Annotated in this window: 21 protein-coding genes; 6 read left to right on the forward strand and 15 right to left on the reverse strand. The window is 59.6% G+C overall.

The window, feature by feature from the left end; all coding sequences use genetic code 11:
- Positions 1-15 precede the first annotated feature (15 nt).
- From IF809_RS30525 to IF809_RS30540, 4 genes are read right to left on the reverse strand one after another with little or no spacing between them, the layout of a single operon-like run.
- Positions 16-465 (reverse strand): type IV pilus modification PilV family protein, encoded by a 450-nt coding sequence (locus IF809_RS30525; protein WP_462839382.1) that lies wholly within the window; start codon positions 463-465, stop codon positions 16-18.
- Positions 462-899 carry a GspH/FimT family pseudopilin gene (locus tag IF809_RS30530; RefSeq protein WP_462839383.1) on the reverse strand — a complete coding sequence of 146 codons (438 nt, stop codon included), beginning with the start codon at positions 897-899 and terminating at the stop codon, positions 462-464. The genes IF809_RS30525 and IF809_RS30530 overlap by 4 nt, the downstream gene beginning before the upstream one ends.
- The gene (locus IF809_RS30535) at positions 896-2,140 is read right to left on the reverse strand and encodes a type II secretion system F family protein (RefSeq protein ID WP_462839384.1); all 1,245 of its coding nucleotides are present in this window, start codon (positions 2,138-2,140) and stop codon (positions 896-898) included. The genes IF809_RS30530 and IF809_RS30535 overlap by 4 nt, the downstream gene beginning before the upstream one ends.
- Before the next feature lie 10 nt (positions 2,141-2,150).
- Positions 2,151-3,932 (reverse strand): GspE/PulE family protein, encoded by a 1,782-nt coding sequence (locus tag IF809_RS30540; protein WP_462839385.1) that lies wholly within the window; start codon positions 3,930-3,932, stop codon positions 2,151-2,153.
- Positions 3,933-4,039: 107 nt separating this feature from the next.
- On the opposite strand from IF809_RS30540, the gene IF809_RS30545 reads away from it, so the two are divergent.
- Complete coding sequence (locus tag IF809_RS30545) at positions 4,040-4,915, forward strand: hypothetical protein (RefSeq protein ID WP_462839386.1); 876 nt, start codon at positions 4,040-4,042, stop codon at positions 4,913-4,915.
- 27 nt (positions 4,916-4,942) lie between these two features.
- On the opposite strand, the gene IF809_RS30550 is transcribed toward IF809_RS30545, so the two are convergent.
- The 4 genes from IF809_RS30550 to IF809_RS30565 all read right to left on the reverse strand — a co-directional run bounded on the left by IF809_RS30550 (position 4,943) and on the right by IF809_RS30565 (position 10,206).
- Entirely contained in the window at positions 4,943-5,314 is a 372-nt protein-coding gene (locus tag IF809_RS30550) for a hypothetical protein (RefSeq protein ID WP_462839387.1), read from the reverse strand.
- A 56-nt stretch (positions 5,315-5,370) separates the two neighbouring features.
- Entirely contained in the window at positions 5,371-7,380 is a 2,010-nt protein-coding gene (gene gspD, locus IF809_RS30555; RefSeq protein WP_462839388.1) for a type II secretion system secretin GspD, read from the reverse strand.
- 833 nt (positions 7,381-8,213) lie between these two features.
- Positions 8,214-8,543: an H-NS histone family protein gene (locus IF809_RS30560; protein WP_462839389.1), complete on the reverse strand. Its 330-nt coding sequence runs from the start codon at positions 8,541-8,543 to the stop codon at positions 8,214-8,216.
- 199 nt (positions 8,544-8,742) lie between these two features.
- The gene (locus IF809_RS30565; RefSeq protein WP_462839390.1) at positions 8,743-10,206 is read right to left on the reverse strand and encodes an undecaprenyl-phosphate glucose phosphotransferase; all 1,464 of its coding nucleotides are present in this window, start codon (positions 10,204-10,206) and stop codon (positions 8,743-8,745) included.
- A 448-nt stretch (positions 10,207-10,654) separates the two neighbouring features.
- On the opposite strand from IF809_RS30565, the gene IF809_RS30570 reads away from it, so the two are divergent.
- Genes IF809_RS30570 through IF809_RS30580 form a run of 3 tightly spaced genes read left to right on the forward strand, consistent with a single transcriptional unit; the run spans position 10,655 to position 14,623 of the window.
- Entirely contained in the window at positions 10,655-11,674 is a 1,020-nt protein-coding gene (locus IF809_RS30570) for an adenylate/guanylate cyclase domain-containing protein (RefSeq protein ID WP_462839391.1), read from the forward strand.
- A 39-nt stretch (positions 11,675-11,713) separates the two neighbouring features.
- Positions 11,714-13,114, forward strand: a complete 1,401-nt coding sequence (gene wecB / locus IF809_RS30575) for a non-hydrolyzing UDP-N-acetylglucosamine 2-epimerase (RefSeq protein ID WP_462839392.1) — start codon at positions 11,714-11,716, stop codon at positions 13,112-13,114.
- 3 nt (positions 13,115-13,117) lie between these two features.
- Positions 13,118-14,623, forward strand: a complete 1,506-nt coding sequence (locus tag IF809_RS30580; RefSeq protein ID WP_462839393.1) for a glycosyl transferase family protein — start codon at positions 13,118-13,120, stop codon at positions 14,621-14,623.
- 6 nt (positions 14,624-14,629) lie between these two features.
- On the opposite strand, the gene IF809_RS30585 is transcribed toward IF809_RS30580, so the two are convergent.
- Positions 14,630-14,923 (reverse strand): hypothetical protein, encoded by a 294-nt coding sequence (locus IF809_RS30585; protein ID WP_462839394.1) that lies wholly within the window; start codon positions 14,921-14,923, stop codon positions 14,630-14,632.
- 429 nt (positions 14,924-15,352) lie between these two features.
- Between IF809_RS30585 and IF809_RS30590 the strand changes: the two genes are divergently transcribed.
- Both IF809_RS30590 and IF809_RS30595 read left to right on the forward strand, forming a co-directional pair.
- A complete protein-coding gene (locus tag IF809_RS30590; protein ID WP_462839395.1) occupies positions 15,353-15,607 on the forward strand; it encodes a hypothetical protein in 255 nt (84 codons plus the stop codon).
- A 28-nt stretch (positions 15,608-15,635) separates the two neighbouring features.
- Entirely contained in the window at positions 15,636-15,806 is a 171-nt protein-coding gene (locus IF809_RS30595) for a hypothetical protein (protein ID WP_462839396.1), read from the forward strand.
- A 354-nt stretch (positions 15,807-16,160) separates the two neighbouring features.
- Here the strand turns inward: IF809_RS30595 and IF809_RS30600 are convergent, their stop codons facing one another.
- The 6 genes from IF809_RS30600 to IF809_RS30625 form a co-directional block, all read right to left on the reverse strand.
- Positions 16,161-16,376 (reverse strand): hypothetical protein, encoded by a 216-nt coding sequence (locus tag IF809_RS30600; RefSeq protein ID WP_453982791.1) that lies wholly within the window; start codon positions 16,374-16,376, stop codon positions 16,161-16,163.
- 1,810 nt (positions 16,377-18,186) lie between these two features.
- A complete protein-coding gene (locus IF809_RS30605) occupies positions 18,187-18,810 on the reverse strand; it encodes a LabA-like NYN domain-containing protein (protein WP_462839397.1) in 624 nt (207 codons plus the stop codon).
- Between the two features lie 647 nt (positions 18,811-19,457).
- Complete coding sequence (locus tag IF809_RS30610; protein WP_462839398.1) at positions 19,458-19,886, reverse strand: ribbon-helix-helix domain-containing protein; 429 nt, start codon at positions 19,884-19,886, stop codon at positions 19,458-19,460.
- A 6-nt stretch (positions 19,887-19,892) separates the two neighbouring features.
- A complete protein-coding gene (locus IF809_RS30615) occupies positions 19,893-21,881 on the reverse strand; it encodes a conjugal transfer protein TraG (protein WP_462839399.1) in 1,989 nt (662 codons plus the stop codon).
- A gap of 36 nt (positions 21,882-21,917) precedes the next feature.
- Positions 21,918-23,681: a relaxase/mobilization nuclease domain-containing protein gene (locus tag IF809_RS30620; protein WP_462839400.1), complete on the reverse strand. Its 1,764-nt coding sequence runs from the start codon at positions 23,679-23,681 to the stop codon at positions 21,918-21,920.
- 383 nt (positions 23,682-24,064) lie between these two features.
- Positions 24,065-24,923, reverse strand: an 859-nt coding sequence (locus tag IF809_RS30625; protein WP_462839401.1) for a lytic transglycosylase domain-containing protein, incomplete at its 5' end; no start/stop codon positions are given.

Genomic DNA, 24,923 nt, shown 5'->3' on the forward strand with positions numbered 1-24,923 from the left:
AACGTCGCCGCTTTCTCACTGCGCGGCTCCTTGGGCGAATTTCAGTGCCGCCAGTCTCGTCTCCAGTCCGCCCTCCGCCTGCACGACAACCTCGACCCATATCGGCACGATCTGAGACGTCGGCTCCGGCGTGGCGCCTTGCTGGCGCGAGTTTTGGAGATCTACGACCGTGGCAATCTCCTGCCACCGATACCGTCCGATGTGCCCCTCACGACGCCCGCTTTTCAGCAAAGTGGTCCGTCCTGCAGCTTCAAGCCTGGATTCGGCGATCCGGTCGAGGATGTGCTTAGTTTGAAGTTTGGCGTCGGAGCGCAGGGCTGCCGCGATGCCGGCAGTCAAAGCTCCCAGACCGATGGCAAGCACGGCGAATGCCACCAGCACTTCGATCAACGTGAATCCACGTTGACGCAACAGCCGGGCATTGCCAGCCGTCGATCGGCGCCGACTGACGTGAGCTCGCATCATTCAATCCTCGGCTCACCAGTGAACCAATTGACGATGATCCGTTCCTTTTGCCCCTTGTAGCTGACCAGGATCTCGCCGCCGCTAGACTGACCATCCGGATAGAACCGCAGCCCGCCCACGCGGCCACGCCGCTCGGTTTCTGCAACCGTCAGACCGATTTCCATCCCGCTGGGCAATTGGCGCATGGCCTCGACGACGCCGAAGCGCCCGTTCCGCGTATCCACGTCGACCACAATTTCTGCATTGCGCGCCCGCGCCCGGCTTCTGGCAAGCTGCAGGGTCGCCGCGATCACGCGCGCTTCCGCACTCGTGCGCGCGGCCGCTGATCTCGGCTTGGCGGCCAAAACTGAAACGACGACGAGCGCCATGATTACAAGTACCACGAGCGTCTCGATCAGCGTGAACCCCGCCGAGCCGGCGTCGGAGCGCCTCATTGATAAGCCAGATTGTTGATAGAAAGGACCGCGCTCATCACCTGGAGGATGAGAGCCCCGACGAGACCGCCGATGCCCACCGTGAGCAGCGGCGTTAGCAATCCGACGAGTTGCTCGATCTTGCCTTGGACTTCGGTTTCCAAATTGCCGGCAACACGAGCCAGCATCTTTGACAATTGGCCGGTCTCCTCACCAACCGCGACGAGGCGTATGGCGGCCGGAGGCAGCAATCCAGCTCCGTCAAGAACCTGGCTCAACGCATTTCCTTCCGGCACGCGACCGATCGCTTCTCCATAGCGAGCTTTAAGATGCCGGTTACCTACGAGGGAGAGCGCAGTTTGCAGCGCCGTCATGAGCGGCACTCTTGCGTCGATCAGACTGCCCAAGGCGCGGGCAAACAATCCAGCTTCGCGACGCTGAATGACGGCACCGACGACAGGCAGGCGGCATTTGAGGTGATCGACCTTCCTCATCATATAGGCATCGCCGGCGATCCGGCGATAGAGGACCAGGCCGGCCGCCGTCAGCAGCCCGAGCCAGATCAGGAGCTTAGGCCAGCGCTCCGGGAGATCGGCGAGGGCCGCCAGAATGCCCGGTAGCGGCAGACCCGCATCGGAAAAGATCGGCAACAGGTTCGGAATGAGCACTAGAACGATGACAGCGATCGATACCAGCGACATCATCAACAGGACGACGGGATAAACCAGAGCCGCGCGGATCTTGTTTCGGATCTCGACCCTTCGCGCCAGCATCTCGCTGATCTGCGTCAGCGCCTGGGAGGTTTTTCCTCCGGCTTCACCGCCAGCCAGGATGGCGACATAGTCGGCGGGAAACACGTCGGGGCGGCGCGCCATGGCCTCCGAAAGCTGGAGGCCGGCCAGGATATCCTTGAGCAGGCCATTGGCGAGGCCAATCTGTTTGCGCGATGCTCCAGGGCCGGCCAACACCCGAAACGAGGCATCGACGGGCACTCCCGAGCTGACCAGCGACGCCAGCTCGGCCGTGAACGCAGATAGCTCCTTCACTCCGATCCGGTTCGAGCGCATCCAGCCTCGTGCCGGTGCATCTCGCTCGTTCGGATGCGCCTTCGCCGACGCCCCCTCTTCGCAGAGCGTCGTTTCCACCGGCGTAAGCCCGGAGCTGTAGAGCGCTTCGATTGCAGCCTCCAGCTCGTCGGCAACAATCTTTCCCGACGTGACGATGCCCTGGCTGGTGTAGGCGCGATACTGGAACGTGGACACCCAAAGCTCCCTAGCTCGTTCGCGAAACCCTGAGCACTTCCTCGATGGTCGTCTCGCCCAATGCCACCTTGGCAAGACCGCTCTCATAGAGCGTGTGGAAGCCGGCCCCCCGCGCCCGCGACATCAACATCCGCTGATCATCGCTTCTCCTGCCGATCGCCTCCCGCATCTCATCGTCGATCACCAGAAGCTCCACAACACATGTGCGTCCCTGATAGCCGGTGCCATGACAAGCTGCGCAGCCTACGGCCTCGCGAGCACCCGACCAGTCGAGCTCGAAGCCGTCCGGTACAGGCCAACGAAACCGCGCCGGGGCCTCGGTCCGATAGGCCGCGGGCCGCGCGCAACTCCGGCACAGGCGGCGGACCAAGCGCTGGGCCATGACACCAGCGAGGGTCGATGCGAGCAAGTAACGCTCGATGCCAATGTCGATAAGACGGGTGATAGCGGCAACAGAACTGTTCGTATGCAGGGTCGAGAAAACCAGATGACCGGTGAGTGAAGCCTGTACGGCAATGCGAGCGGTCTCCAGATCACGTATTTCGCCAATCATGATGATGTCGGGGTCCTGACGCAGGATCGAGCGAAGCGCGGCAGGAAAATCGAACCCGATCTGAGGCTGGACCTGAATCTGGTTGATGCCACCGAGCTGGTATTCGATAGGATCCTCGACGGTGAAGAGTTTTAGCTCCGGGCGGTTCAATTCCTTCAGTGCCGTATACAGCGTCGTGGTCTTGCCGCTTCCCGTCGGGCCGGTCACCAAAATGATACCGTTTGGCAGCGACATCAATCCCTGCAGCTTGGCTTGAATGGACCGGTCCAGGCCGAGCTTGGAAAAGTCGAGTTCGACCCTCGTGCGATCGAGGATTCTCAGGACAAGACTCTCGCCGAATGCGGTCGGCAGCGTCGCCACGCGGACGTCAATCTCGACGCCTCGAACTGCCGTCTTGATTCGACCGTCCTGTGGCAACCTCCGCTCGGCAATGTCGAGCCTCGCCATGATCTTAATTCGGGTGGTCAGCGCGGCCTTGAGCGTGGACGGAACGACACGTTCTTGCTGGAGAAAGCCGTCGAGCCGAAAGCGAACCAAGACCACATCACGTCCTGGTTCGATGTGAATGTCGGATGCCCCGCGTTCAACCGCACTGGCGATGATCTGGTTCACCAGACGGATGATCGGTGCCTCATTGGCGATGTCGCGAAGACGCTCAACGTCGATTTCATTTCCGTCGACCTGCCCCCCGGCGATTGCGTTCGGATCGCCGTCGACGGACTGCAGAGCTGCGTCCTGATAGAGTTCGCGGAAGGCGCGCTCGATCTCGGCCGGCGCGATGACGGCGAGATCGACACGACAGCCGAGCATATAGCTGATCGCCCTGCGCCCCTCCTCGTTAAGCGGGTCTACTGCGGCCAGCACCAGGGAATTGTCGTGCGCCGAGATCGGCAGCGTACGGCTGGCTTTCAGAAAGGGCAGTTTCAGACGATCCGGTAGAACCGGCTGCAACGGAATGTCGGCCGGTTGAACGAGCGGAAGGCCGCAATAGGCGGCATACGCCGCGCTGAGATCCGCCTCGGAGATAAGCCCCAGCTTCACCAGAACGACGTCGAGGCGCTCGGACGTGGCAGCCGAAGCCCGTCTGGCTCGCGCAACTGCACCGGCATCGACGAAGTCTTCGCGGATTAACAGCCCCGCGAACGCATCAGCGAAGCCGTCGTCTAGCGGTCCCAAGACCATGGCCGGGCCCGCCGCCGGCGCCGCCTGGCGTGTCAGTGTTTGCATATCGACTGGCATTGGCTCGAACGTCCCGCTCTTAAATGCGGACCACGATGCTAGTGCGATTTTGTTAAGGAAGGCTTTTCACACTTTATTTGTCATTTTCATTTACCAAGCGGCAACCAATGCGGCTGACAGACCATCATACCTTGCAAACAAGGTTTAGGCCGATCGTGCCGGACCAGCGGCGCGCATGCCGCGGTCGCCGCGGCTTCGCGCTCGTCACGGTGATCTGGGGACTTGGCCTGCTGACCTTGCTCGGATCGGTCGTGATCGCGGGCGCACGCTACCGAGCCAAAACTGCCGTGTCCGATGGTATGGTCGCCTCTACGGCTGCTGCGGCGGAAAGTGCGGTCAATCTGGCCATCTCGGTCATTCTTGATCCCCTGTCGGGCACGCCCTTTCCGCTTCGCTGCCGTTTGCCGGAAGGCGAGCGCATCGACATTGCTGTCGAGGAGGAGATCGGCAAAATCGATCTCAATGCCGCCAATTTGCCAACGCTCGAACGTTTTTTCGTAGGGCTGACGCGGGACAAAGCGCTGGGAAGCAGGATTGCCCAGAACATCGTCGACTTTCGCAAGCCTCCCCAGCCCAGTAACGCCGCCGGGCAAACCAGGAACTCCGGCTTTTCGACCATCATGGAGCTTGATCGAGTCGAGGGCATTTCGCCTTCGATATTCCGCGCGGCCGTTCGCTACATCACGGTGCTTTCCGGACGCGTGGAGCCCGCGGCCGAAGCAGCAACGGCTGGCTTGCGCATTCTCATGAATCTCGATGCCAACCGACTGGAGCGCCGACGGCCGGCCCTGCCCGGCAATGTGACCATCAGGGCTGATGTGAGCGCGTCCGACGGTTCACGCTACATCCGGGAGGCGCTGGTCTCGTTTGGAGCCGCGTCCGGACAACCTTACGCCATCCGCGAATGGCGGCGCGGCGACGTGGTCGGCGAGCCTGCGAAGCGGTCCGACGGCGAGGCACTGCAGGCCTGCTTCAGGCTCTGAAGGCCGACCCCGGGGAAGTCCCGCCGCTCACCCCTTCGAACGAAGGACCTGCTGCGGGCGCGAATTTCTCGCAGATTCTTCGAGGCGCTCGCGTTCCTCCGCGACCGCGGGTCCCGGCTCCATCACCGTGCAGCCCTTTGTGCGCTGCAGATCCGTCAAGGCATCGAGCCGTCGGCGTTCATCGACCAGTTGCTTGGGCGCATCAAGCGGAAATCTATCGGAATCATAGCCGGCCAGCGATCCCACGGCGAGCCAATATTCAAGGCGGGCCGCCCGTCTGACTGAGTAGCGGAACGAGGCTGCGACCGCGTTGCAGGACATGGATTCGTCGACAGGCAGCAGCATATAGGGCGGTGGCGGATCAATCACCAAGGGCTGGTCGGTCGCGCAGCCGGCCAACAGAAGTGGCAAAGCACAGACCGTTCCCAACCAGCAGACCAGGAGAGCGGAGCGTCTCACGGCGTCACCAGGCGCTGCGCCGTATTGTACGGTGCACGCTGGCGCGTCGAAGCGTGCGGCATATAGACGTTCATTTTGCGTCGGTATTCCTCGGTGACTAACCGGCTTTCCGTGCCATCGCGAACCACTTTCGGAGTGATCAGGATGACCAGCTCGGTCTTTTGAACCGAGTCCTTGCGATTTGCGAACACCGCTCCAATTCCGGGGATATCTCCGAGGATCGGCAACTGGTTGCTGCTCTTGTTCGCGCTATCCTGGATCATTCCGCCGAGCGCCAGCACCTCACCATCACTCACGACAACCGTCGTCTTAACGCGTCGCTGCTGAATGGTCGGGGAATTGATGTTCGAAGTCGTCGTCTTCACGACACTACTAACTTCCTGCTCGATATCGAGCTGGACACGCCCGCTCTCATTAATCCGAGGCGTCACCGAGAGAATGACGCCCGTGTCCTGCATCGTGATGGAATTCACGATCGCCGTCTGGGCGGTGAGTGTGCTCGTCGCGGTCTGGGTCGTGATCGGAACCTGATCGCCGATTTGGAGGCGCGCCGTCTTATTGTCGAGAACCATCAGCGACGGCGTCGAGATGATGTTGACGTGAGTCAGCGCGTTCAGCGCGCTGAGGGTCGCAGCTATGTTTGCCGTGCTGACGGCATAGTTAAAGCCGGGGAATGCGGCTGCCACGCCGCCTGTGAGAGCATTGGAGAATGTCGCGGTCGGAGTGCCGTTCTTGGCTAACTGCCACTGCAGTCCAAACTGGAGGTCATCGTTGAGGGACACCTCGGCGATTACGGCCTCAATCAAAACCTGACTGGCCACCACGTCGAGCCCCTGCACGACACGCAAGATACGCTGGTAGTCGCGATCATTTGCCATAATCAGCAGCGAGTTCTTGGTTTCATCCGCAACGATCTTCATGCTCGGCTCGGGAGTGCCGTTCGGTGCAGAGCTATTGTCGGCGGTATCGGCGGCCTGGCCGTCGAGGTCAGTGTTGGACGAACGGGAAATTCCCAGCGGATCCGCCGTCTTTCCCAACCCGGCTTGCATGGCGGGATCCGAAACCCCCGTGCCAACGGATGAAGCTTTCGTCGAGTCGCTTGCGAAGGATACCTGTTTGGATTTCGGCGAAACGTTACGGTTTGTCGGGCGCACGACCTTCATCTCTTGCGAGAACATGGACTGAAGGACTCCGGCAAGTTCAGCGGCTGTCCGGTTCTGGACCTGATAGACGTGCAATTGCGGTTCCGTCCCGCTTGCGCGCGCATCAAGGCGCCTGATCCAAGATTGCGCACGCGGCAGGTAGCTTGGATTGGAGGTCACGACCAGAATCGCACCAAGCCTCGTATTGGCGATGAACCGCACCCTTCCCTTCAGGGGTCCTTCCCTCTCCGAGGCAAATACCGCCTTCAGTTCGTCCACCATCTTTTCAGGCTGAGCCGCCTTGACGGGCACAACTGCGAAAGACATGCCTTTCATCACGTCGACATCAAAGACGGAAATCGAGTCGAGCATGCTGTCGATTTCGGCCTGTGAGCCCTTCAGCGCGAGAATGTTGCGTGCGTCGTCGGCCTGAACGATGGCGCCCCTCGGCACCATTGGCTCAAGTACACGGGCCACCTCAGTGGCGGCGACGTATTTCAACTGCACGATGCGGACGCCACTGCCTGTCACCGCACTGTTGGTGGCATCGCGGACGGTGCTTACAGCCCCGGTCGCGGCCTGGTCAGGCGGAGTAATCCGGTAGATACCGCGGTTCTGTACCAACACTGCGCCGATCGGCGCGAGAGCCGCCTGGAAGAGCTCGAGGGCATCTGCCTTGGAAACCGGGTTGCTGGTCTGGACCGAAACAACCCCGTCGACCCGAGGGTCGACGACGTAGTTGACGCCGATCAGATCGCCCAAGACCGTCTTCGCGGCCTGCTGCAGGGGAACATTGGCCAGATTGAGGACCACATTACCGTCGGCTGCCGCGGAGCTCGTCTTGGCGGCCGTCGAACCGATCATTCGACCGTCGCCCCCCTCAACGCTGGCGACCGCCTTAGACGAGGGGCTGGGGAGCGCAATTGCGCCCGTCGGCATTAAATCCTGAGCGTTCGCCTCGAGGGATACCGGCTGGCCGGATAGCTTGGGCTGAGCGTTCAAGGTCGGACTGACGATTCCAGGGGCGCCACAGCCGGCGACGAGGCCTGCGAGTAAGCAAACCACAGAACCCGTGAGAGGGCCACGAGGCATCGGCAAGAGGGGCTCCGAACATGCAAAGACGCGCGCCCGAGTATTCGAGCGTAAAGAATGGGTAAATCATCATGGTTAACCTAACGTAAAGTTTCAGGAGTCTCCGAAGCGCGCAGATGGTATCCTATTACCACACCTCTCCTGCCTCCAAGGAACCCGAATGCGCCGCGCATATCCGAACGCGCCCGGTTGCGTCCGCGCGATGACGTGATGACATCTAGATACCTCTATCCGCACATCCGCACCGCGGCTTTCCGCGGTGATCCAAACGGTCCAGAGGAATTCGGGGGAGCGTCGTTACTTGGATTGGCACCCCTGACGACAGACCTGAGCTTGGCTGTCGCAAGAGGAAATGCAGGTCGCGCCGAGGGTGATAGGGCAAACCCGCTTACATGCGGCATTTTGATTGTCGCAACTGGACAGGCAAGCCGCGGCGGCGTCAGCCAGCCGCAGCTTTGCCGGGCTGACATTCCCAGCCCAAGCGCTCCCGAGCGAAGACCAGGCAATGTAGATAAAAAGGGTCAGAGCGATTCTCATGGAACCTCCTGCTTTGGGCGCCGCGCTCCGCCTCGGTGCGCCACGCACTACGCAGCTACCGACAAAAGCTATCCGTTCGAGATGAGGAAATCCTCGATCGCGCGGCCGCTCCGTAAAGCGGCGGTAAGCCATTTCGGTTGTTTGCCTCGACCAGACCAGGTCTCGTGAGGAAGATTGGGATTGCGATACTTCGGGTGAACTCGCGGATAGGGACGCTTCCGACGCGGCGAGGACTCCGAAGGAGCATTCGTAGCTTCATTCTCCCGGCGAATTTGCGCCAAGCGCGTCTCAAGGGCGCGCTTTTCAGCAGTGAGCCGAACCGACAACAATCGGTTTAGCTCCTCGTGGAGCTGCCAGAGCTCATCTAATGAAAGTGCGTCGAGGTTGGCTTTCTTCATCCGTTCGTCATGACGTAAGGGTTTCTGGCTGCCCAATCCTAGACCTCTGATTCGATCTACAACATCTTGCAGGTTTCCCGCTCGAATCGCCAATTAATTTGGTGACAGCATGGCGAAAGCGGAACGCTGGGACAGAATAAGCCAAATACATCGAAAATCAGCAACTTGCCAGAGAAACCAAAAGGGGAGATCGTCTAACCTAATAGGCGTTTCGCTTCCGCGCGACCTCAAAAAAAGTCTTGATCAAGATCTGAACATCGAGCCAAAGGCTCCAGTTGTTGACATACCAGAGGTCGAGCCTCACGCGCTCGGCGATATCTTCGACCGTGGGCGTCGCGCCTCGCGAACCATTGCACTGGGCCCATCCTGTAAGGCCAGGCTTCACATGATGGCGAAATGCGTAGTCTTCCAGGATCTTTTCGAAATAGCTGTCGTGAGCGAGGGCATGCGGTCGGGGGCCAATCAACGACATTTCCCCTTTCAGGACATTGAAGAGCTGCGGCAGCTCATCGATGCTGGCGGCGCGCAGGAAGCGCCCGATTGATGTCACGCGGGGATCCTGGCGTGTCGCCTGGACCACGACAAGACCGTCTTCCTGCACCTTCATGGTGCGGAATTTCAGCATTACGAATTCTTTGCCGTTAAAGCCTTTGCGACGCTGGCGAAAAATGACGGGCCCTTCGCTATCCAGCTTGATGGCAATTCCCGTGAGAATAAGAATTGGAAATAGCAGGCTCAACGCGATTCCGGCGATCAGGACATCCATGGCCCGCTTGACAAACCGCTCTGCGCTGCTGAGTGGAGCACGCTGTACCTCGACCGCAAGCACGCGTTGGCGGGCTGACGAGACAAAGTTGGACAATGATCTAACGTGTAAGTCGGGCAGCAATCTCGCCGAGACCGGAAGCCTTTTTAGGTGCTCGCGCACGAAATCGATCCGCACATCATCATTCCACGGCAGCACCAACAGCACTTCACGGCAATTGTTGCGGCGAATGAAATCCCCTACCGCGCGAAACAATTTCTTGTCTGCAACCAGCCGCTCTCCGGGATCAGAATCTCCGCTCAGGCGGAATTCCTTGACATCAGTCGCCCCGAAGAGGGCGAGGCGATCGCGTGGGCCAAGGGCGGCCAGCTCTCGATGATCTCCGACCAAAACTGCGTCCAAACGCCGGATGCCACCGCGGGTCACCGCCGAAGCCAGGTTCGCCTTCGTGAATTTGCGAAGGGCGAGCAGCCCCACCGGAGCAAGGAAATAAAATGTAACGAACGCGCCTCGGGAATAATTCTCGCCGATTTTAAGTAGAAATGCGAAGAACGCCAGCAAGATGCCGGTGCTGAACCAGCAGAGCAGGATCTGCGCAATCTCGGTCCCGGGCTTCGCACTGTCGGGAAGGTCATAGTAACCGACCCCGCTCATCCGCAAGATGTAGATGAAACTGGCCATGAGACCGACGGCACAGCACGGGAGGAGGTTTGGAATTGGGATGCCGGTGACGAGATGGTAGCCTATACCTCCGCCGATGCATGAAAGGATGATGACAAACGCATCCATGGTCGAGAGCACGTAGGGAATAAGGTCTAGCGACCACAGAGGACCCTGGCCTTGCGCCTGGTCTACCACCTTCCGGGACTCTTCGTGGAAATCCGATCCGATGGACATCGAACGTCACCCCAACCCTACGCAATAATCAGGAAATTGAACCCACAGAATGAGTTTTGCTGATAACGCTTTGTTAATATAATTTAAAATAAACTTAATACCCGGCCGAAGCAACCGGATAGTTCCCCTTCGACCGACATAGTTAGGAAAAAACCTTTCTTGCGCGGGCCGGATTATTGGCCCAGCACCGGCTCCAAACTGCAATTTTACCGCCCACTCTCAGAGCGCCGCTCGCTTGGGTAGAGCCCAATAGGACCAGGTTGCGTCCTCTGGGCTCCCGGAAGGCTGTTCACGTCCCCCTTCGTGGGCTGCTATCTGCGACATCGACAAAAATCAGCATTGTCCAGAGCCTTGCGAGTTTGACGTTCGCAAGAATTGCGGGCCGCGGCGCTGGCGGACTATAAAGTTTTCCCGTCCGATTGCCCCTTCGATGTCTTGGAGTGTTTAAGTGGTTCATGGCGAAGCTCCTAAATCGTTCCTTGTGAGTTTCCTTTTCGCGGTGAGACGATTACTGGGAATCGCAACTTTCTCGCTTATTCTCGTCTTGCTCATCCCGAAGGTATTTCTGTTCTTCGACAATCCAAAGAACGCAAGTTTCTCGGCGGCTTTGCTCGAGGCCCGTGAGATTGTTCTGAGGAAATCGGCTCCGTTCCTGCACCATTACGTTCCCACCAACATCGCTGGCGCAGATCGCTCAGATTGGATTTTGATTGGGCTCGCCATGATCGTCACGTTTGTCGCTGGCTCCCTGGCCCAAAGAAGCCAGCAATCGCTCAACCGACGAATACTGCGAAAGTCGGCGCAGGCTTGGCGCACGAAGGAAGGCGTCAAACCGGGATCTGCGCTGGACAAGGAGCTGGAAAGCACCTTGAGGGTCGCCGAGGCCGGAAACGCCGTCAACCGACAAGAGCTTCTGCGGGTTTTCGCCGAGACCAAGAAGAAGCTCGATTCGTTTGGTCGCGAAGTTGCCTTTTTGGCGATCGACGTCGTCGGATCAGCGGCCATGAAGGCGGGCGAAGATCCGGCATCAGTTCAGTACGATTTCGCGGAATATCGAAAACTGGTGGAGCGCATTTTCCGCGCGCGCGGAGTGCTGAAGAGCGCCTGGACGCCCGACGGTGTCATGGCTTGCTTTACCCACGTGGAGGATGCCTGCCAAGCAGGAAAGGACGTGATCAAGAGCCTAAGAGCATTCAATCGTGACGTGAAGATTTCCAAGGCTGATTTTTCGGTGCGCTGTGGCGTCAATGCCGGTCTGGTCTATTTCGACGATTCGACGCAGTTGGAGACCATCTCTGATCGCGTTATCGACATCGCGGGCCATATGCAAAAGCACGCCGAGCCAAACACCGTGCTCATTGCAAGGAAGGTGATCGAACCCTTAAGACAATTGGAGGAATTCACGCATACGAACCAGATTATCGACGGTTACGAGGCAAGCATGTGGCGCGAGCGGCCGGATGGCTAGCTTGCAAATAGCGGCCATTGGTGGCGCAGCCTAGCTAAGGTGGCGCGCATTCCGCTCCATCCCTTGGCCCGATTGGACGACAATATTTACCCTCCCCAGTCAATTCTCTTAAATTGGGGCAAAAACGCTGAACATCAATTGTCTGACGACGACCGTCGGTTTAAAATTGTTATTGGATCAAACTTTGAGACGTCACCGGCCTTGCGCGGCACCAATTCGGCGGCGCTAGCACGCCGCTTTTTGGACTTATGCATGCATCACCCGCGTCAGGTTCAATTTTCACATTCTATTCCGTTTCGAACTTTCCTAATCGTTATCGGCACCCGCCCAGAAGTCATCAAGGTGGCCCCTGTCGTTCGTCGCTTGCGCAGCGTCAGTTGGGCCAGCGTGAAGATTGTCGCCAGCGGCCAGCAGAGCGAGCTGCTTGGTCAGACTCTGGCCGAATTCGACCTGAGGCCCGATATTACGATCCGCCATCGCGATGCCTCATCTGGTCCCGCGCAGGTCGCCAGCCGTCTTATCCATAGATTGGACCGCATCTTCGGTGAGGAGAAACCAGACTGTGTCCTCGCCCAGGGAGACACCACGACGGCCTATGCAGCGTCCGTTGCCTCCTTCTACCGCAAGATTCCCTTTGCCCATATCGAGGCTGGTTTGCGAACTTCCGAACTCGATGCGCCGTTTCCGGAAGAATTTCACCGACGCTCCATTGCAGTCTCGGCTACCCTGCACTTCGCCCCGACCTCGGCGGCGGCCCGCAATCTGATCGACGAGAACGTGCCGAAGGACAGGGTGGTAGTCTCGGGCAACACCGTGATCGATTCGCTGCTGGAAGTCGCGGCTACCAAGCCGCCGCCTCCAGCCGAGTTCGGATCTCGCCGGATGATCTTGCTGACGGCGCATCGGAGGGAAAACTTCGGTTCGAAACTGCGAGATGCGCTCACAGGGGTTCGCGCCTTTGTCGATCTGACGCCCGATGTGGGCGTGTATTTCCCGGTTCACCCGAACCCGAATGCACGCGAGGCTGCTTTCGAAATCTTGTCTGGCAATCCGAGAATTCATCTTGTCGAACCGCTCGGATATCGCGAGATGGTTGCTGCGATCCAGAATTCATGGTGCGTCGTCACCGACAGTGGTGGCCTGCAAGAGGAGGCTCCAGCGCTTGCCAAGCCCGTCCTCGTGCTTCGCGATCTAACGGAACGCCCCGAGGCTGTCGCCTCCGGCGTCGTCGGGCTCGTCGGCACCTCCCGCGAAGGTGTCTTCAGATCGCTCTACGCCCTCCACAAATCTCCGGCAAAATACAACCAGATGGCGCGTCCAGTGTTTCCCTATGGCGACGGACATGCCAGCCGGAGAATAGTCGACGCACTCTATCGACATTTCTCGACCGCTGCGGAGCGGCAAGATGCGTCGATTGCCGCTCTTCAATATGCATCCTAGTCCATGACAACTCTGACTGGCTTGTTGGCCCAATATCTCTATCTGATCGAAATCATGATGCTCACAGCGGGCATCATCATCGCCATTTCCAGCTTCGATGATCTTGTCGTGGATTTGCTGTATTGGAGCGGCAGACTATTAGGTGGCAGGAAGAGCAGATCGAGCGAATTACCTGATGTCGAGCTCCTCGAGCAGTTGCCGGAGCGACCGCTCGCGATCATGATCCCGTGTTGGAAGGAGCACGACGTGATCTTCTCGATGCTGTCGTCCAATTCCCGGCTTGTTCGTTATCGGCAAGCCCACTACTTCGTCGGCGTCTATCTCAACGACCCTCTGACCCAGGATGAGATTCGCAAGGCACAAAGCCTCTATCCGAATATCCACATGGTCTTGGTCCCCCGCGATGGTCCAACCAGCAAGGCCGATTGCCTCAATCAGATCACTTCGGACATCTTCATGTTCGAGGCTGAGCACCGCATCCAATTTGCCGGCATGGTCATGCATGACTCCGAAGATCTGATCCACCCCTTGGAGTTGAAGCTCTTCAATAAGCTTGTCGACATCTACGACTTCGTCCAGCTTCCCGTCTATTCATTCTCCCGTCCCATTCTGTCCCTGATCGGCGGAATCTATATGGACGAGTTTGCGGAAATGCACACCAAGGACCTCGAGGTCCGGCAGCGCATTTCAGGCGTCATCCCCTGCGCCGGCGTTTCCGCCTGTTTCAGCCGCGAGGCTATCCTGCGCCTCGTAGACAAGAACCAGGGCGAAGCGTTCCGCGTCGCATCGTTCACTGAAGACTACGACATCGCGTTCCGTGTTTCCGAACTTGGCTTCAGGTCTGCTTTCATCGCCTATCCCGCAAGCTATTCCATCGATATCGACATCGATGCGGGCGCTCCCGGTATCCTCCATCGGACTCTTCCGATCGCCACTCGAGAATTTTTCCCGTCAGGGTTGGAGGCCGCCTACCGGCAGCGCGCGCGATGGTTGCTCGGAATCGTCTTTCAAGGCATGGAGGAAATCGGCTGGAAGGGCGCCTTTGGAACCAAGTACTTCCTGGCGCGAGATCGAAAAGGCGTGATCACCAGCCCGGCCGTGATGCTCGCCTATTTTGCGATGGCCAATCTGATGGCTTTCGAGATGTTCCGGTGGTTTTTCGACCCCAACTCCGAATTGACCTACGCCCTCTTGTCGTCCGAGTGGGTCAGGACGCTGTTTTGGGTGACCTTCTCGTTCCTGATCTGGCGCCTGTTAAACCGCATGATCTTCACGGGAATGATCTACAATTTGCGACACGCGTTGATGTCTGCGCCGCGGCTCATCGTCGGCAACTTCGTTAATTTCTTCGCGACATGGCGCGCGGTTCGCATCTACACCAGTCATCGCCTATCGGGAAAACCCTTGCTCTGGGACAAGACGTCTCATTCTTATCCGATCCAGATGGGCGAGATTCAACTCCCCATCCTGCCCGATACGGCCGCCAACAAGCCTGGCAGCACTTCCTGATCGCGCTCAGGAAGTCCCCGGAACTGGATTAAGATACGACGAGCCTCGGGCGCCGAATGCACAGCGAAACATGGTGCGCACGACCATGAAAGCGGCACAGAGTCCGATCGCAAGGAGCTGAAGCTCAGGGTGCAGCACGATCGCAACAAGCACCGCCCAGCCGCAAACGATGGCGAGGATATCAAGCGATTTCTGTCCGCGCGAATGAGGCGCAGCATCGAAGCCCCGGTCGAGCGCCGCAGCAATCGCCGCAAGCCCGTCCACGGCATCCCTGCCCGGAGGCACGGCAAAATCGGTCAAAATGCTGTAGTTGCTAGTAGACATTAACGCCCCCGTCGCTCCACGGAGGCATATGACTTCGGAGCCTGTTTCCTCGAGCTCAAACCGATTGCTACAGTTTTACGGACTGCCTCATTTTGGAAGGACCCAGCCGCTCTTGAGCGCAGACGGATAACGAGGGCTTAACGGATTCCTTTCAATGCTCACGTCCGAAGGGACATGATGCTGTCTCGAACGCACGAGGGGCTTCATTCGTTCCGAGACAAGAGATGCCAATAGGTAATAACTCAGGAGACGGCCGACCGCAGAGACGATCGAGGGGAAGGCCGCGTTGGATAAGAGCTCCCACAGTGATGCGCGCAACCAACTAACAAGGACATATTATTCTGACTATTTAATCCAGCGTTAGACCCGTCCGCGTAACATCGTGAAGAAACACGGAGTTACCGCATGATGATGCTCGTTGCCTATACAGTCATCACGGGACTCCTAATTGGCCTTCGGTATCGCGTCGTCGTCCTGCCACCGCTCATTCTGCTTGGCTGGCTAGCGATCGCTGCAGTCTCATCACAACCGTGGCTATCCGCTTTGATCTTCGCCATCCTGCTGCAAATTAGCTACTTGACCGGAATTGTTCTTAAGGGTTTCACGACAGCGAGCATTACTCAGCTGGCGGATTCCATTTCGAGGCCCGGCACGCCTTGATTTGCAGCTTCATTGGATAGAAGCGGCGGTGGCTTGCAACGGGCCGCGCGCCGAATGTGATCCGGACCACGTAGTCTGGGCTGCCAAGCCGCAACATTGCGCCGGCGATGTGGTCGAGAAGTTCAATGGCGCCGACGAGCTGCGCCGCCAGGGCCGCGTCTCTACCGATCTCGTCGAGCTGCAGTGCCGCGACCCTTGATCGCCGTGCCCCGCGCGATCGTTTCGACCCTAGAGGGGCTGCGGTCACGCTCCAAAGCTCTTTGAGACGACGAAAGGAATGAGACTTGAAAGTCAACCTGTCGCAGCAGCCCGGAGGCGTCCACACCTCAACGATGGCGGCCTGCAACTGGCGCGCTGCTTCCGATCTGCAATGGAGCGTCACCTACTCGCCGAGCTTTCCATGAGCTTAAGAGGGTAAACTCCATCCAGCTCAACCTACTCGTTCGTCTCCAAAGTCCCAAGGCTCGCTTGAAACAATGTCGCGCTCAGATGGAGGCTCAGACAAGCGCGCTTCTTAAACGTCCGCGGCGAGCGAACGAGGCGCGTCCGTCGTCTACCCGCTTACCGGCCCAGAGAGGGTTGCCAGCCCCGCCTCGATCGCCGCAATGTCTTCCTCAAGCTGAGCGATCGGCGACCGGTAGTCGAAGTGGTCCGTGCGGGCCTTCAACTCCACCGCCAAGCGTCGACGATGCATCCTAAGATCCTCCAGCGACTGGCGGTCGTTGAGTTTCGCGTAACCGTCCACAATCATCTCAATCGCACTCGACACGACGCTACCCCACAAAAAATTACAACAATGAAAGCAGTGTACAGCGCAGGTGCGCTGCGCGCGTAACCCGAACAATACCTAGGATTTCTCGCGCCTAGTGCTCAGTCCGCGCGAGCTTTTGACGCGACTTCAGGATTTGCCTTTCGACCTGCTCCTCCAAGTAAAGTACGACCGAACGCCGCGCATCCTGATCGGACAGCTTCTGGAATGCTTTGATCAAGCGTAGCATCTGCAGATCTTCGACGCTGTGTGACATTGCAAAGACCTCATGAAAAAACGCAAACTGAAACCGGGGAAATTATGCAACCGCTGTTGCCAAATGGAAACATGAAAATTCGGCAGCGGCCACATTGCCGGCTTCCCCGTCTGCGCAAAAGCAGACGGCGTGGAGTTGCTTGGCTGTGCGACATTTGGCTCAACGGCAGGAGCGGACGGCGAAGCGGTCGTCGCTCGCACATTCTAATCCCCTCCGTTACGACAGAATCGAAAGGCGCTGCTTGCTTCGAGCCAATCCCTACCAGTTCTTGTTCCAGATTAAATGGTAGCTAGAGCTGACCACCGGAGCGGTATCAAAATGCCGGCGAATTCCGGAGGTTCACGATACTGGCGTATATCTCATAGCAAATGGAGAAATGGGCCGTCTTGCCGAAAGGGATGCGCCGCAAAAGCCCGGCCGATCTCCAGAAGCAGACCTCCCCCCGAATGCTGGCGGGCGCTCCTGAGGGGCGCGCGCCGATTAACCAGCCGCCCTCGAGGAGCGCGGCGGCTTAACCCAATTCCGCGGCGGCTTCGGCTGTCGGCGCTGTGTTCGAATTGTCATTCAGAAGGTCGACGCTGCTGGAGCCCGTCGTGGAAGGACCTGGGACAGCCGCTGTTAGACAACACCTTAACTCACCGGACGGGCGACATGGGGAACACGGTCGCTGGCGAACGAGACCGGCGAACTGGCTACAGTCCGCCCGCGACGTTGCAGCGAGGTTCTTAACGGAATTCCTTGAATGCGGCGGGCAGGATTGAGTAACGACAAGAGCTAGCCTGAGATCGCTCAGAGTTTGCCAAACAGGTCAGAGGGCAAATCAGTCTTTTACAGACAACCTGCATAGCGCTGGAACAATTGCTCATGCCGAGTGCAATGCAAATGACATGATCGGTTGCGTCAGGCTCAGGCCGTTCAGCCGAACCGAAGGAGTTGGCCTCGGCCGGGACTCTTTGCCGGATGACAAATGGAGGCCCCTAAGTGTCACCGGCGCCCCGCCCATCGTTTCGATAGCCCAATGCTGATTGCGGTTACCCGCCAGCGCGTGAGCCAAATGGGCCGCAGCGCTCGCCAAAACGCTGCGGCCCGCTTGTCAAAAATGAACCGGGTACATGAATTCGTGAACTATGCAGCCAGCCCCGGTAGGAGAAGGTTAAATCAAATTAACCCAAGGCGCGAATCATTTCGCGTGTTCCGAAAATGAAACTTCCAGCAACATTAACAGGTGTTAGCCCGAGTGGAGAAGGCCTATCGCGGCTGGCAATAATAAAGGGCATGGTCCGGGCCGGCGGGATTGCCCTGCCACTTCGGCTCCCCGTGCAGCGAGTCCATTTAGGGGAACCAACTTGATCAACCGCGGCGGCGAGGCAGGCGAAAACCGCTGCAGTGCGATGAACGCATAGTCCTACCATTGACGCTAGCCTGAGCAGTTCGTGATCCTCACGGCCCCCGTGATCGTACGGCCGCGTGCCGAGTGTCACTGAGCTACTCCAGGCGAGGTGCACGACTGCCACCTGTTACTGATCACTGCCAGCAATCAGATGCCTTCCGGCGCTAACCTCGATGATCATGTCCCTTGGGTAGTTGCAAAGATCTCCGGAGATGGACGCGCGCGTCCTGGTCTCGGCGCTCGACCGGCGCTGGACGCTCAACAGGATCACGGCCGAACCTTGATTGCAGCTCTATAAGATCGGTGAACACGTCGGCTTGGCGGCGCAGCTCGTCGGCGATCATCGGCGGCTGGCTGGCAATGGTGGAGACCACAGTCACCCGTACGCCGCGGCGCTGCACGGCTTCGACCAGCGAGCGGAAATCGCCGTCCCCCGAGAACAGCACCATCTGGTCGATGTACTCGGCGATCTCCATGGCGTTCACCGTGAGCTCGATGTCCATATTGCCCTTGACCTTGCGCCGGCCGGAGAAATCGATGAATTCCTTGGTCGCCTTGGTGACGACCGTGTAGCCGTTGTAGTCCAGCCAATCAATCAGGGGGCGTATAGACGAATATTCCTGATCCTCGACCGCTGTGTAGTAGAACGCCCGGAGCAGCGTGCCGCGCCCCTGAAACTCGCTCAGCAGGCGCTTGTAATCGATGTCGAAGCCCAATGCTTTTGCCGTGGCATACAGATTACGCCCATCGATGAAGAGCGCGATCCGTTCAGCTGGAGGAGAAGGCATTGGGTGTGGGCTTTCGATAAAAGGATGGTGCGCGAGTTGTGGCAAGACACCCGGCTGATTGTGCAGCTGACATGGATATCATGAGCTATCGAAGATCGCCAAACAAGCCAAATGCTTTAGGTAAGAAATTGGTAGTGGGTCGCGCGCGTGGAACATCCTTTCTTGTGGGCCAACGCCCGGAGCTGCGCGATGGGGGGCGAGGTGGTCGCGCCAGAAGAGTGGCGCCCAAGTGCTTGCGCTCGGATAGGCGGATTGCAGTCCGTCAGTCGACGCTTCGCAGCTTTGATGGCTTCGGAGCCTCCGCCGCGAAGGCAAGGTGAGCAAGCAGTTCGCCGCGGTCTGCACTTGTGACTCGCTTCAGCTCGGATCGTGACGTGTGGATCAAGTCCCTGGCGTGTTCAAGCAGGGTGACGGCGCGGTGGAGTGGAGGCGGCCTTCTCCGCTTTGGCGATGACCAACTTCTGCAGGATATTTTGGTCTGGAGCGCGGCGCCCATTCCCTCGGCCTTCTTGATGCGGTCGTATGGCCCCTTCCTCTCAGCTCGTTCGAGCCGATAGCATGTCAAGCTTCTGTTGGTTCGGCTAAATTGCTGCGGTCGTAGTTTGGAGTAGGAAAAGAGGGTCCGGCGCGGCAGCGGGTCCAGAGACTCAGTCAGTTTCGCCGACGGCCTCCTGGCGGCGAATATCTTCTGGAACCTCGCGCAGAAAGCTTTGCCCCTTTTGCAGGCGCCGCCCGAGCGCCTCGATAAATCCTTCAAAGCGCACCTTGCCCTTTGCTTGCGCTGCCGACTGCGCATCATTGGGTAAGGGCGGCGTGATCGTCAGCCAGAAGCGGATAAACAAGGCCAAAGTTTCGGCCGTCAAGCCGACGTCCCGCTCCAGTCTTTGCATCTGACGGGACAGCCGATCGAGGCGCCTGGCGAACGCTGCCTCCCGCCTGTCCCCCCCGTCCGGCGATAGAAACGAGGCAACCGCCGCTTCGATGATCGCGGATCGGGAAAGCTTCTTGCGATCGGCGAGTTCCGAGATCTGTTTCAGAAGCTCTGGCGGGAAATAGACGTTCATTCGGTCGCGCATATTGCCTCAGAGCTCCATATCGTCATTCGGGTCCAGGGCGGCCTGACGGGCGACACCGCGCATCTGCTGGCGTATGAGCCGGGACTGACGGACCGTATCCTCCTCATCATCAAGAACGGCAGCAAATTCTTCTGCCGGTGTCGGTTCGGTCTTCTCACTGGCGATCGCGACGTGATCGGGGAGCTCGGGCTCACGACGGAGTCCGCTGTTCGCGGTGTCTTCCTCGGCCCCGCAAGCCTGGTCCGCTGGACTACACGTCGGCTTCAGCGGTCCGAGGGCGGACCATCCGTCCGTTCGCGATGATCGGCCGGCGCTTGCGGGATCGGGTGGCGGCAATACGCGCTCGGCGAGCCGCCGATCCTCAAAGTAGCGGACCTTCTTCGCCCGGATCGGCGGCGTTCCCGCGACCATGACGATTTCGTCGGTCGGCGGAAGCTGCATGACCTCGCCCGGGGTCAACAGCGGTCTCGCGGTTTCCTGGCGCGAGACCATCAGGTGTCCCAGCCACGGGTTCAACCTGTGACCGGCATAGTTCTTCATGGCCCGCATCTCGGTCGCAGTACCCAGCGCATCGGACACACGCTTTGCGGTTCGCTCGTCATTGGTCGCGAAGCTGATGCGGACGTGGCAGTTGTCGAGGACAGCATTGTTGGGGCCGTAGGCCTTCTCGATCTGATTGAGCGACTGCGCGATTAGGAAACTCTTGATGCCGTACCCCGCCATGAAGGCGAGCGCAGACTCAAAGAAATCAAGCCGCCCTAGTGCCGGGAACTCGTCGAGCATCATCAGAACGCGATGCCGGCGGTCGCGGGCCTGCAAGTCCTCGGTCAGACGCCGACCAATCTGGTTCAGCACCAGGCGGATCAGCGGTTTGGTCCGCGAGATATCCGAGGGTGGCACCACCAGGTACAGCGTCGCGGGGCGACTATCTGCGATCAGATCGGCGATCCGCCAGTCGCATCGGCGGGTCACCTGGGCAACAACGGGATCGCGGTAGAGACCGAGGAACGACATCGCGGTGGAGAGGACACCTGAACGTTCATTCTCTGACTTGTTAAGGAGCTCGCGTGCGGTCGAAGCTACGACGGGATGAGCACCCTGCTCGTTAAGATGCGCGGTAGTCATCATCGCCTTCAGGGTCGCCTCAATCGGCCGCTTTGGGTCGGAGAGGAAGGCGGCGACCCCGGCCAGGGTCTTGTCCGCCTCGGCATAGAGGACGTGGAGAATGGCGCCGACCAGGAGAGAATGACTGGTCTTCTCCCAATGGTTCCGCTTGTCCAGCGAGCCTTCGGGATCGACCAGGACGTCGGCAACGTTCTGGACATCGCGGACCTCCCACTCCCCTCGCCGGACTTCGAGGAGCGGATTGTAGGCTGAAGACTTAGGATTGGTTGGGTCGAACAACAGGACACGGCCATGCAGCGCGCGAAAGCCCGCGGTTAGTTGCCAATTCTCACCCTTGATGTCATGAACGATGGCCGAGCCGGGCCAAGCCAGCAACGATGGCACAACCAGACCCACGCCCTTGCCCGATCGCGTGGGTGCAAAACACAAGACGTGCTCCGGCCCGTCATGGCGAAGGTAGTCGCGATCGAGCTTGCCGATCACCACACCGTCGGGACCAAGAAGCCCAGCCGCCCTCGCCTCTGCTGCATCTGCCCAGCGCGCCGAGCCGTACGTCTGGACGTTGCTGGCCTCACGCGCCCGCCAGACCGACGTGCCGATCGCCACCGCGATCGAAACGAAGGTTCCCGACGCCGCGATGAAGGCACCCTCGACAAAGACGTGAGGTGCGTAGGCGTCGTAGACGAACCACCACCAGAAGAAGATCGGCGGGTAATAGATCTTGGATCCCGCCAGTTCGAACCAGGGGGGCCCAAGCTCCGGTTGCCAAGCGAGCCGCCAAGCCGTCCACTCGGTTGCTCCCCAGATGGCCAGCAAAACAATGAGGCCGACAACGATCACCTGTCCCCACAGGATTTTGGTTCCGGACATCTCAAACGCCCTTCCGCAACTCAATTGGCGAGATAGCTACAGGCCAAGGTCGCGCTTGCGGCCAAAGCCCCATTCGATGCCGCCGCCGTCCTTCACGACGCCGGTGACGTGTTGGCCGAGTTTCTTTTCGAGCTCGCGCGACCAAGGGACGAGCTGGAAGCCAAGCCCATTGTCGATCATGGCGAAGCGTCCCGAGGCGAGCGTCAGCCGCTGGCGATACGTACCCGCCACATGCTCCCCGTAGTCAGGCTTAACGTAAGGGAGGCCGGTCTCGGCGGAGACCTTTGCGGCTACTGCGTCCAGTTCGCGTCGGCGCAACGTATTCAGGAGGTCACGCTGCAAGGTGTTGCGTTGGCCCTGCCGGCGCGCCAGACCTTCCCGGATCAGATGCTCGGTACGGGCTTCCATGGCCTCGCGGGTCTCGCGGCCGAATCCGCCCATAGCGAGCGGCATGGGGTCGGGTTCCACCAGCCTGTGATCGAGCCAGGTCGCGCCCTTCGCGGTGACCTGCGCCGCGAGATCAAGATCGGACCGAGTCGCGAGCACCATCGCGGGATGCGGATCGCCGGCTTGACCGAAGCGTCGGACTTCGACGACGCCGCCGACTGGGGGCGCATCTTCGAACATCTCGAGCCCCCGGAAGCGGATGTGGTGGGCGCGTCCGTCTGTCCCATCGATCACGGCATAAGCTTCGCCCGTCAATTCATCATGCAATCCCCGATCGACCAGCCGCCCAATGATCCGGAACGTCGGCTGTCCACTTTCGATAACGTAATCGGAGACGCCGCGCGCTTCCCCACGCTCGGTGAAGGCGCGGTGCATGGTCTTGATGATGTCGCCGCGCATGCCGAGGTCGCGCAAGCTGTGCTCGGCCTCGAGCCCGATCATCCATTCCCCCGGCGCGGCGGATGCGGCAAGGCCCATCTTCTTCAGATGTTGAAGGCGGCCGACCATCAGACGCCGGATCTCGGAATCGAACTGGCCAGGATTCTCTGGGCGAAGGTCAATATAGCCGGTCTCGTCGGCCGCAAGCCGGATCTCCCGATCGAGCCGCGTCCATCGCTCCGCCGCGACTTCCCTCTCCAGCGAATTACGGATCTCGTGCTCCGGCTTTGGACCCATTTCGATCGCGACCAGTTCCTCGGCGCGTGAGCGCAGGCCCTGACTGATGTAGTCGCGCGAGATCACGAGATCCGCCCCTTGCTCGTCTACGCCCCGGAGGAGAAGGTGGACGTGAGGGTTGTCCGTGTTCCAATGATCGACAGCCACCCAATCGATCCGGGTGCCAAGATCGGTCTCCATCTGCCTGGCGAGATCGCGGGTGAAGGCCTTCAGGTCCGTCATGTCGCCGGCCTCCTCCGGCGAGACAATGAACCTGAAGTGATGACGGTCATCCTTGCATCGCTCTGCGAAAGCCGCGCTGTCGGCGCCGTCGCAGCCCCCATCGAACATCTCGGCCCGCTCGCCGCTCCGGGTCACGCCGTCGCGTTTCAGGTATGAGAGGTGGGCGGTCAGCGGTGCTGAGTGGAAGGCTCGCCCTTTGTGTCTGACAACACGCGCCTTCACCACGACGCGCCGTGTCGGGCTGAACAATCTCGCACGGCTAAAGGACAGCCGACCACGGCCAAACGTCGAGTGCCCATAAGCGGTCGACCGCCTGCCAGCTGCGGCCTGCCCCGAGGTGTACCCCGATTTCTTCGCGGCGCGCAGCACCTGGTTGATGAAGCTCTTCGGCTGCGCCGCGCGGGTGCTGCGGATGCGACCAGGCCGGATACGCAGGTCACTATCGCCTATGCTCACGGCGGGGACTCCCAACGTCAAAAATGCACGCGGTGCTGAAAACGCCTTTGATTGCATTCATCAAAATGCAAGGCGCGGCACGCGAGGCGACCGACCGGCACGCTAGAACCCAAGCCATGACAACGGCTTGCAGTTCGACGGGCGAGCCCCTTTTATCTCGCCGATCTGCCGTCGTGGTCTCCCGGTCGCCGGTTCCCAAGAGAGCCGCCGCCACTTTGCAGCCAACTCCCGAACGCCCCACCGTTTCCGAGCGCTTGCCCTAGCGACCCTTACCTGAAGAGCGGAGACACCCGAACGTGGCTCGGTGACGGGCGAAGCGGCGACTAGAGCGCTGACGGAAGGCATCGCTAATACGCCACCAGCTTGCGAATCTGTCCCCCTGGTCATTGCGGTGCTCCCGAATCCATTCGAGAGACGAAGATGCCACTTGGCCGCGGGACTATGTGCGAAACATCGAACGCCGAGATTGCAGTCGTGGCGCCGGCCGACGGCACGAGCGCCAGCAATCGACCGCGCGTTTTCACAAGATCGGATCGCCTGACGAATATCGTCGGAGCTGCTGATGATTGTCCGCTGGACGTCCATCTCGGCGGCAGTTCGATGGCAAGCAGATTTGCAAGCTTTGCGACGTATGTTCGTGTCTCGTCTGGCAGAGAGCCGCCCGCGAGATGCTCTTCATAGCGAGATGGTCCCGCGTTGTACGCGGCAAACACGCCAGGCGAGCCATACCAATCGAACAGTTCGCGCAAATACGCCGCGCCGGCCAGAATGTTGTCGTGCGGGTCGTATGGGTCGTTCCCGAGATTGTAGCGTGCGCGAAGTTCGGCCCAGGTCGCCGGCATGATCTGCATCAGGCCCATCGCGCCTTTTTTCGACCTGACGTGCACCTCTCCAGCGCTTTCGACGTTGATGACCGACAAGATCCAGTTCAGCGGAATTGCAAAACGCTTCGAGGCTTCGTCGACGAAAGCTGCAAACGGGTTGCTTGCCCGAACAACCGCTTGAACCGACGCCGACCCGCTCTCGGCCAGGGCAGCACTGTCCGACGCAGCGAAAACAAGCAGCAGCGACACGACAGCCAAAACACGCAGGCCGGACCGAGCCAGGCATGCCGTCGTGCTCGCCCCCGTCCAGGGTAAAGCCGCTTCGCGCCGGCCATGGGGCCGCCCTGGACTGCCGCGGCGCGCCCCCGCCTTGCAAACGTTGATCGGGACGGAGGAATGGTCCCGCGATCGATCGAAC

Source organism: Bradyrhizobium sp. UFLA06-24, from assembly GCF_054967145.1.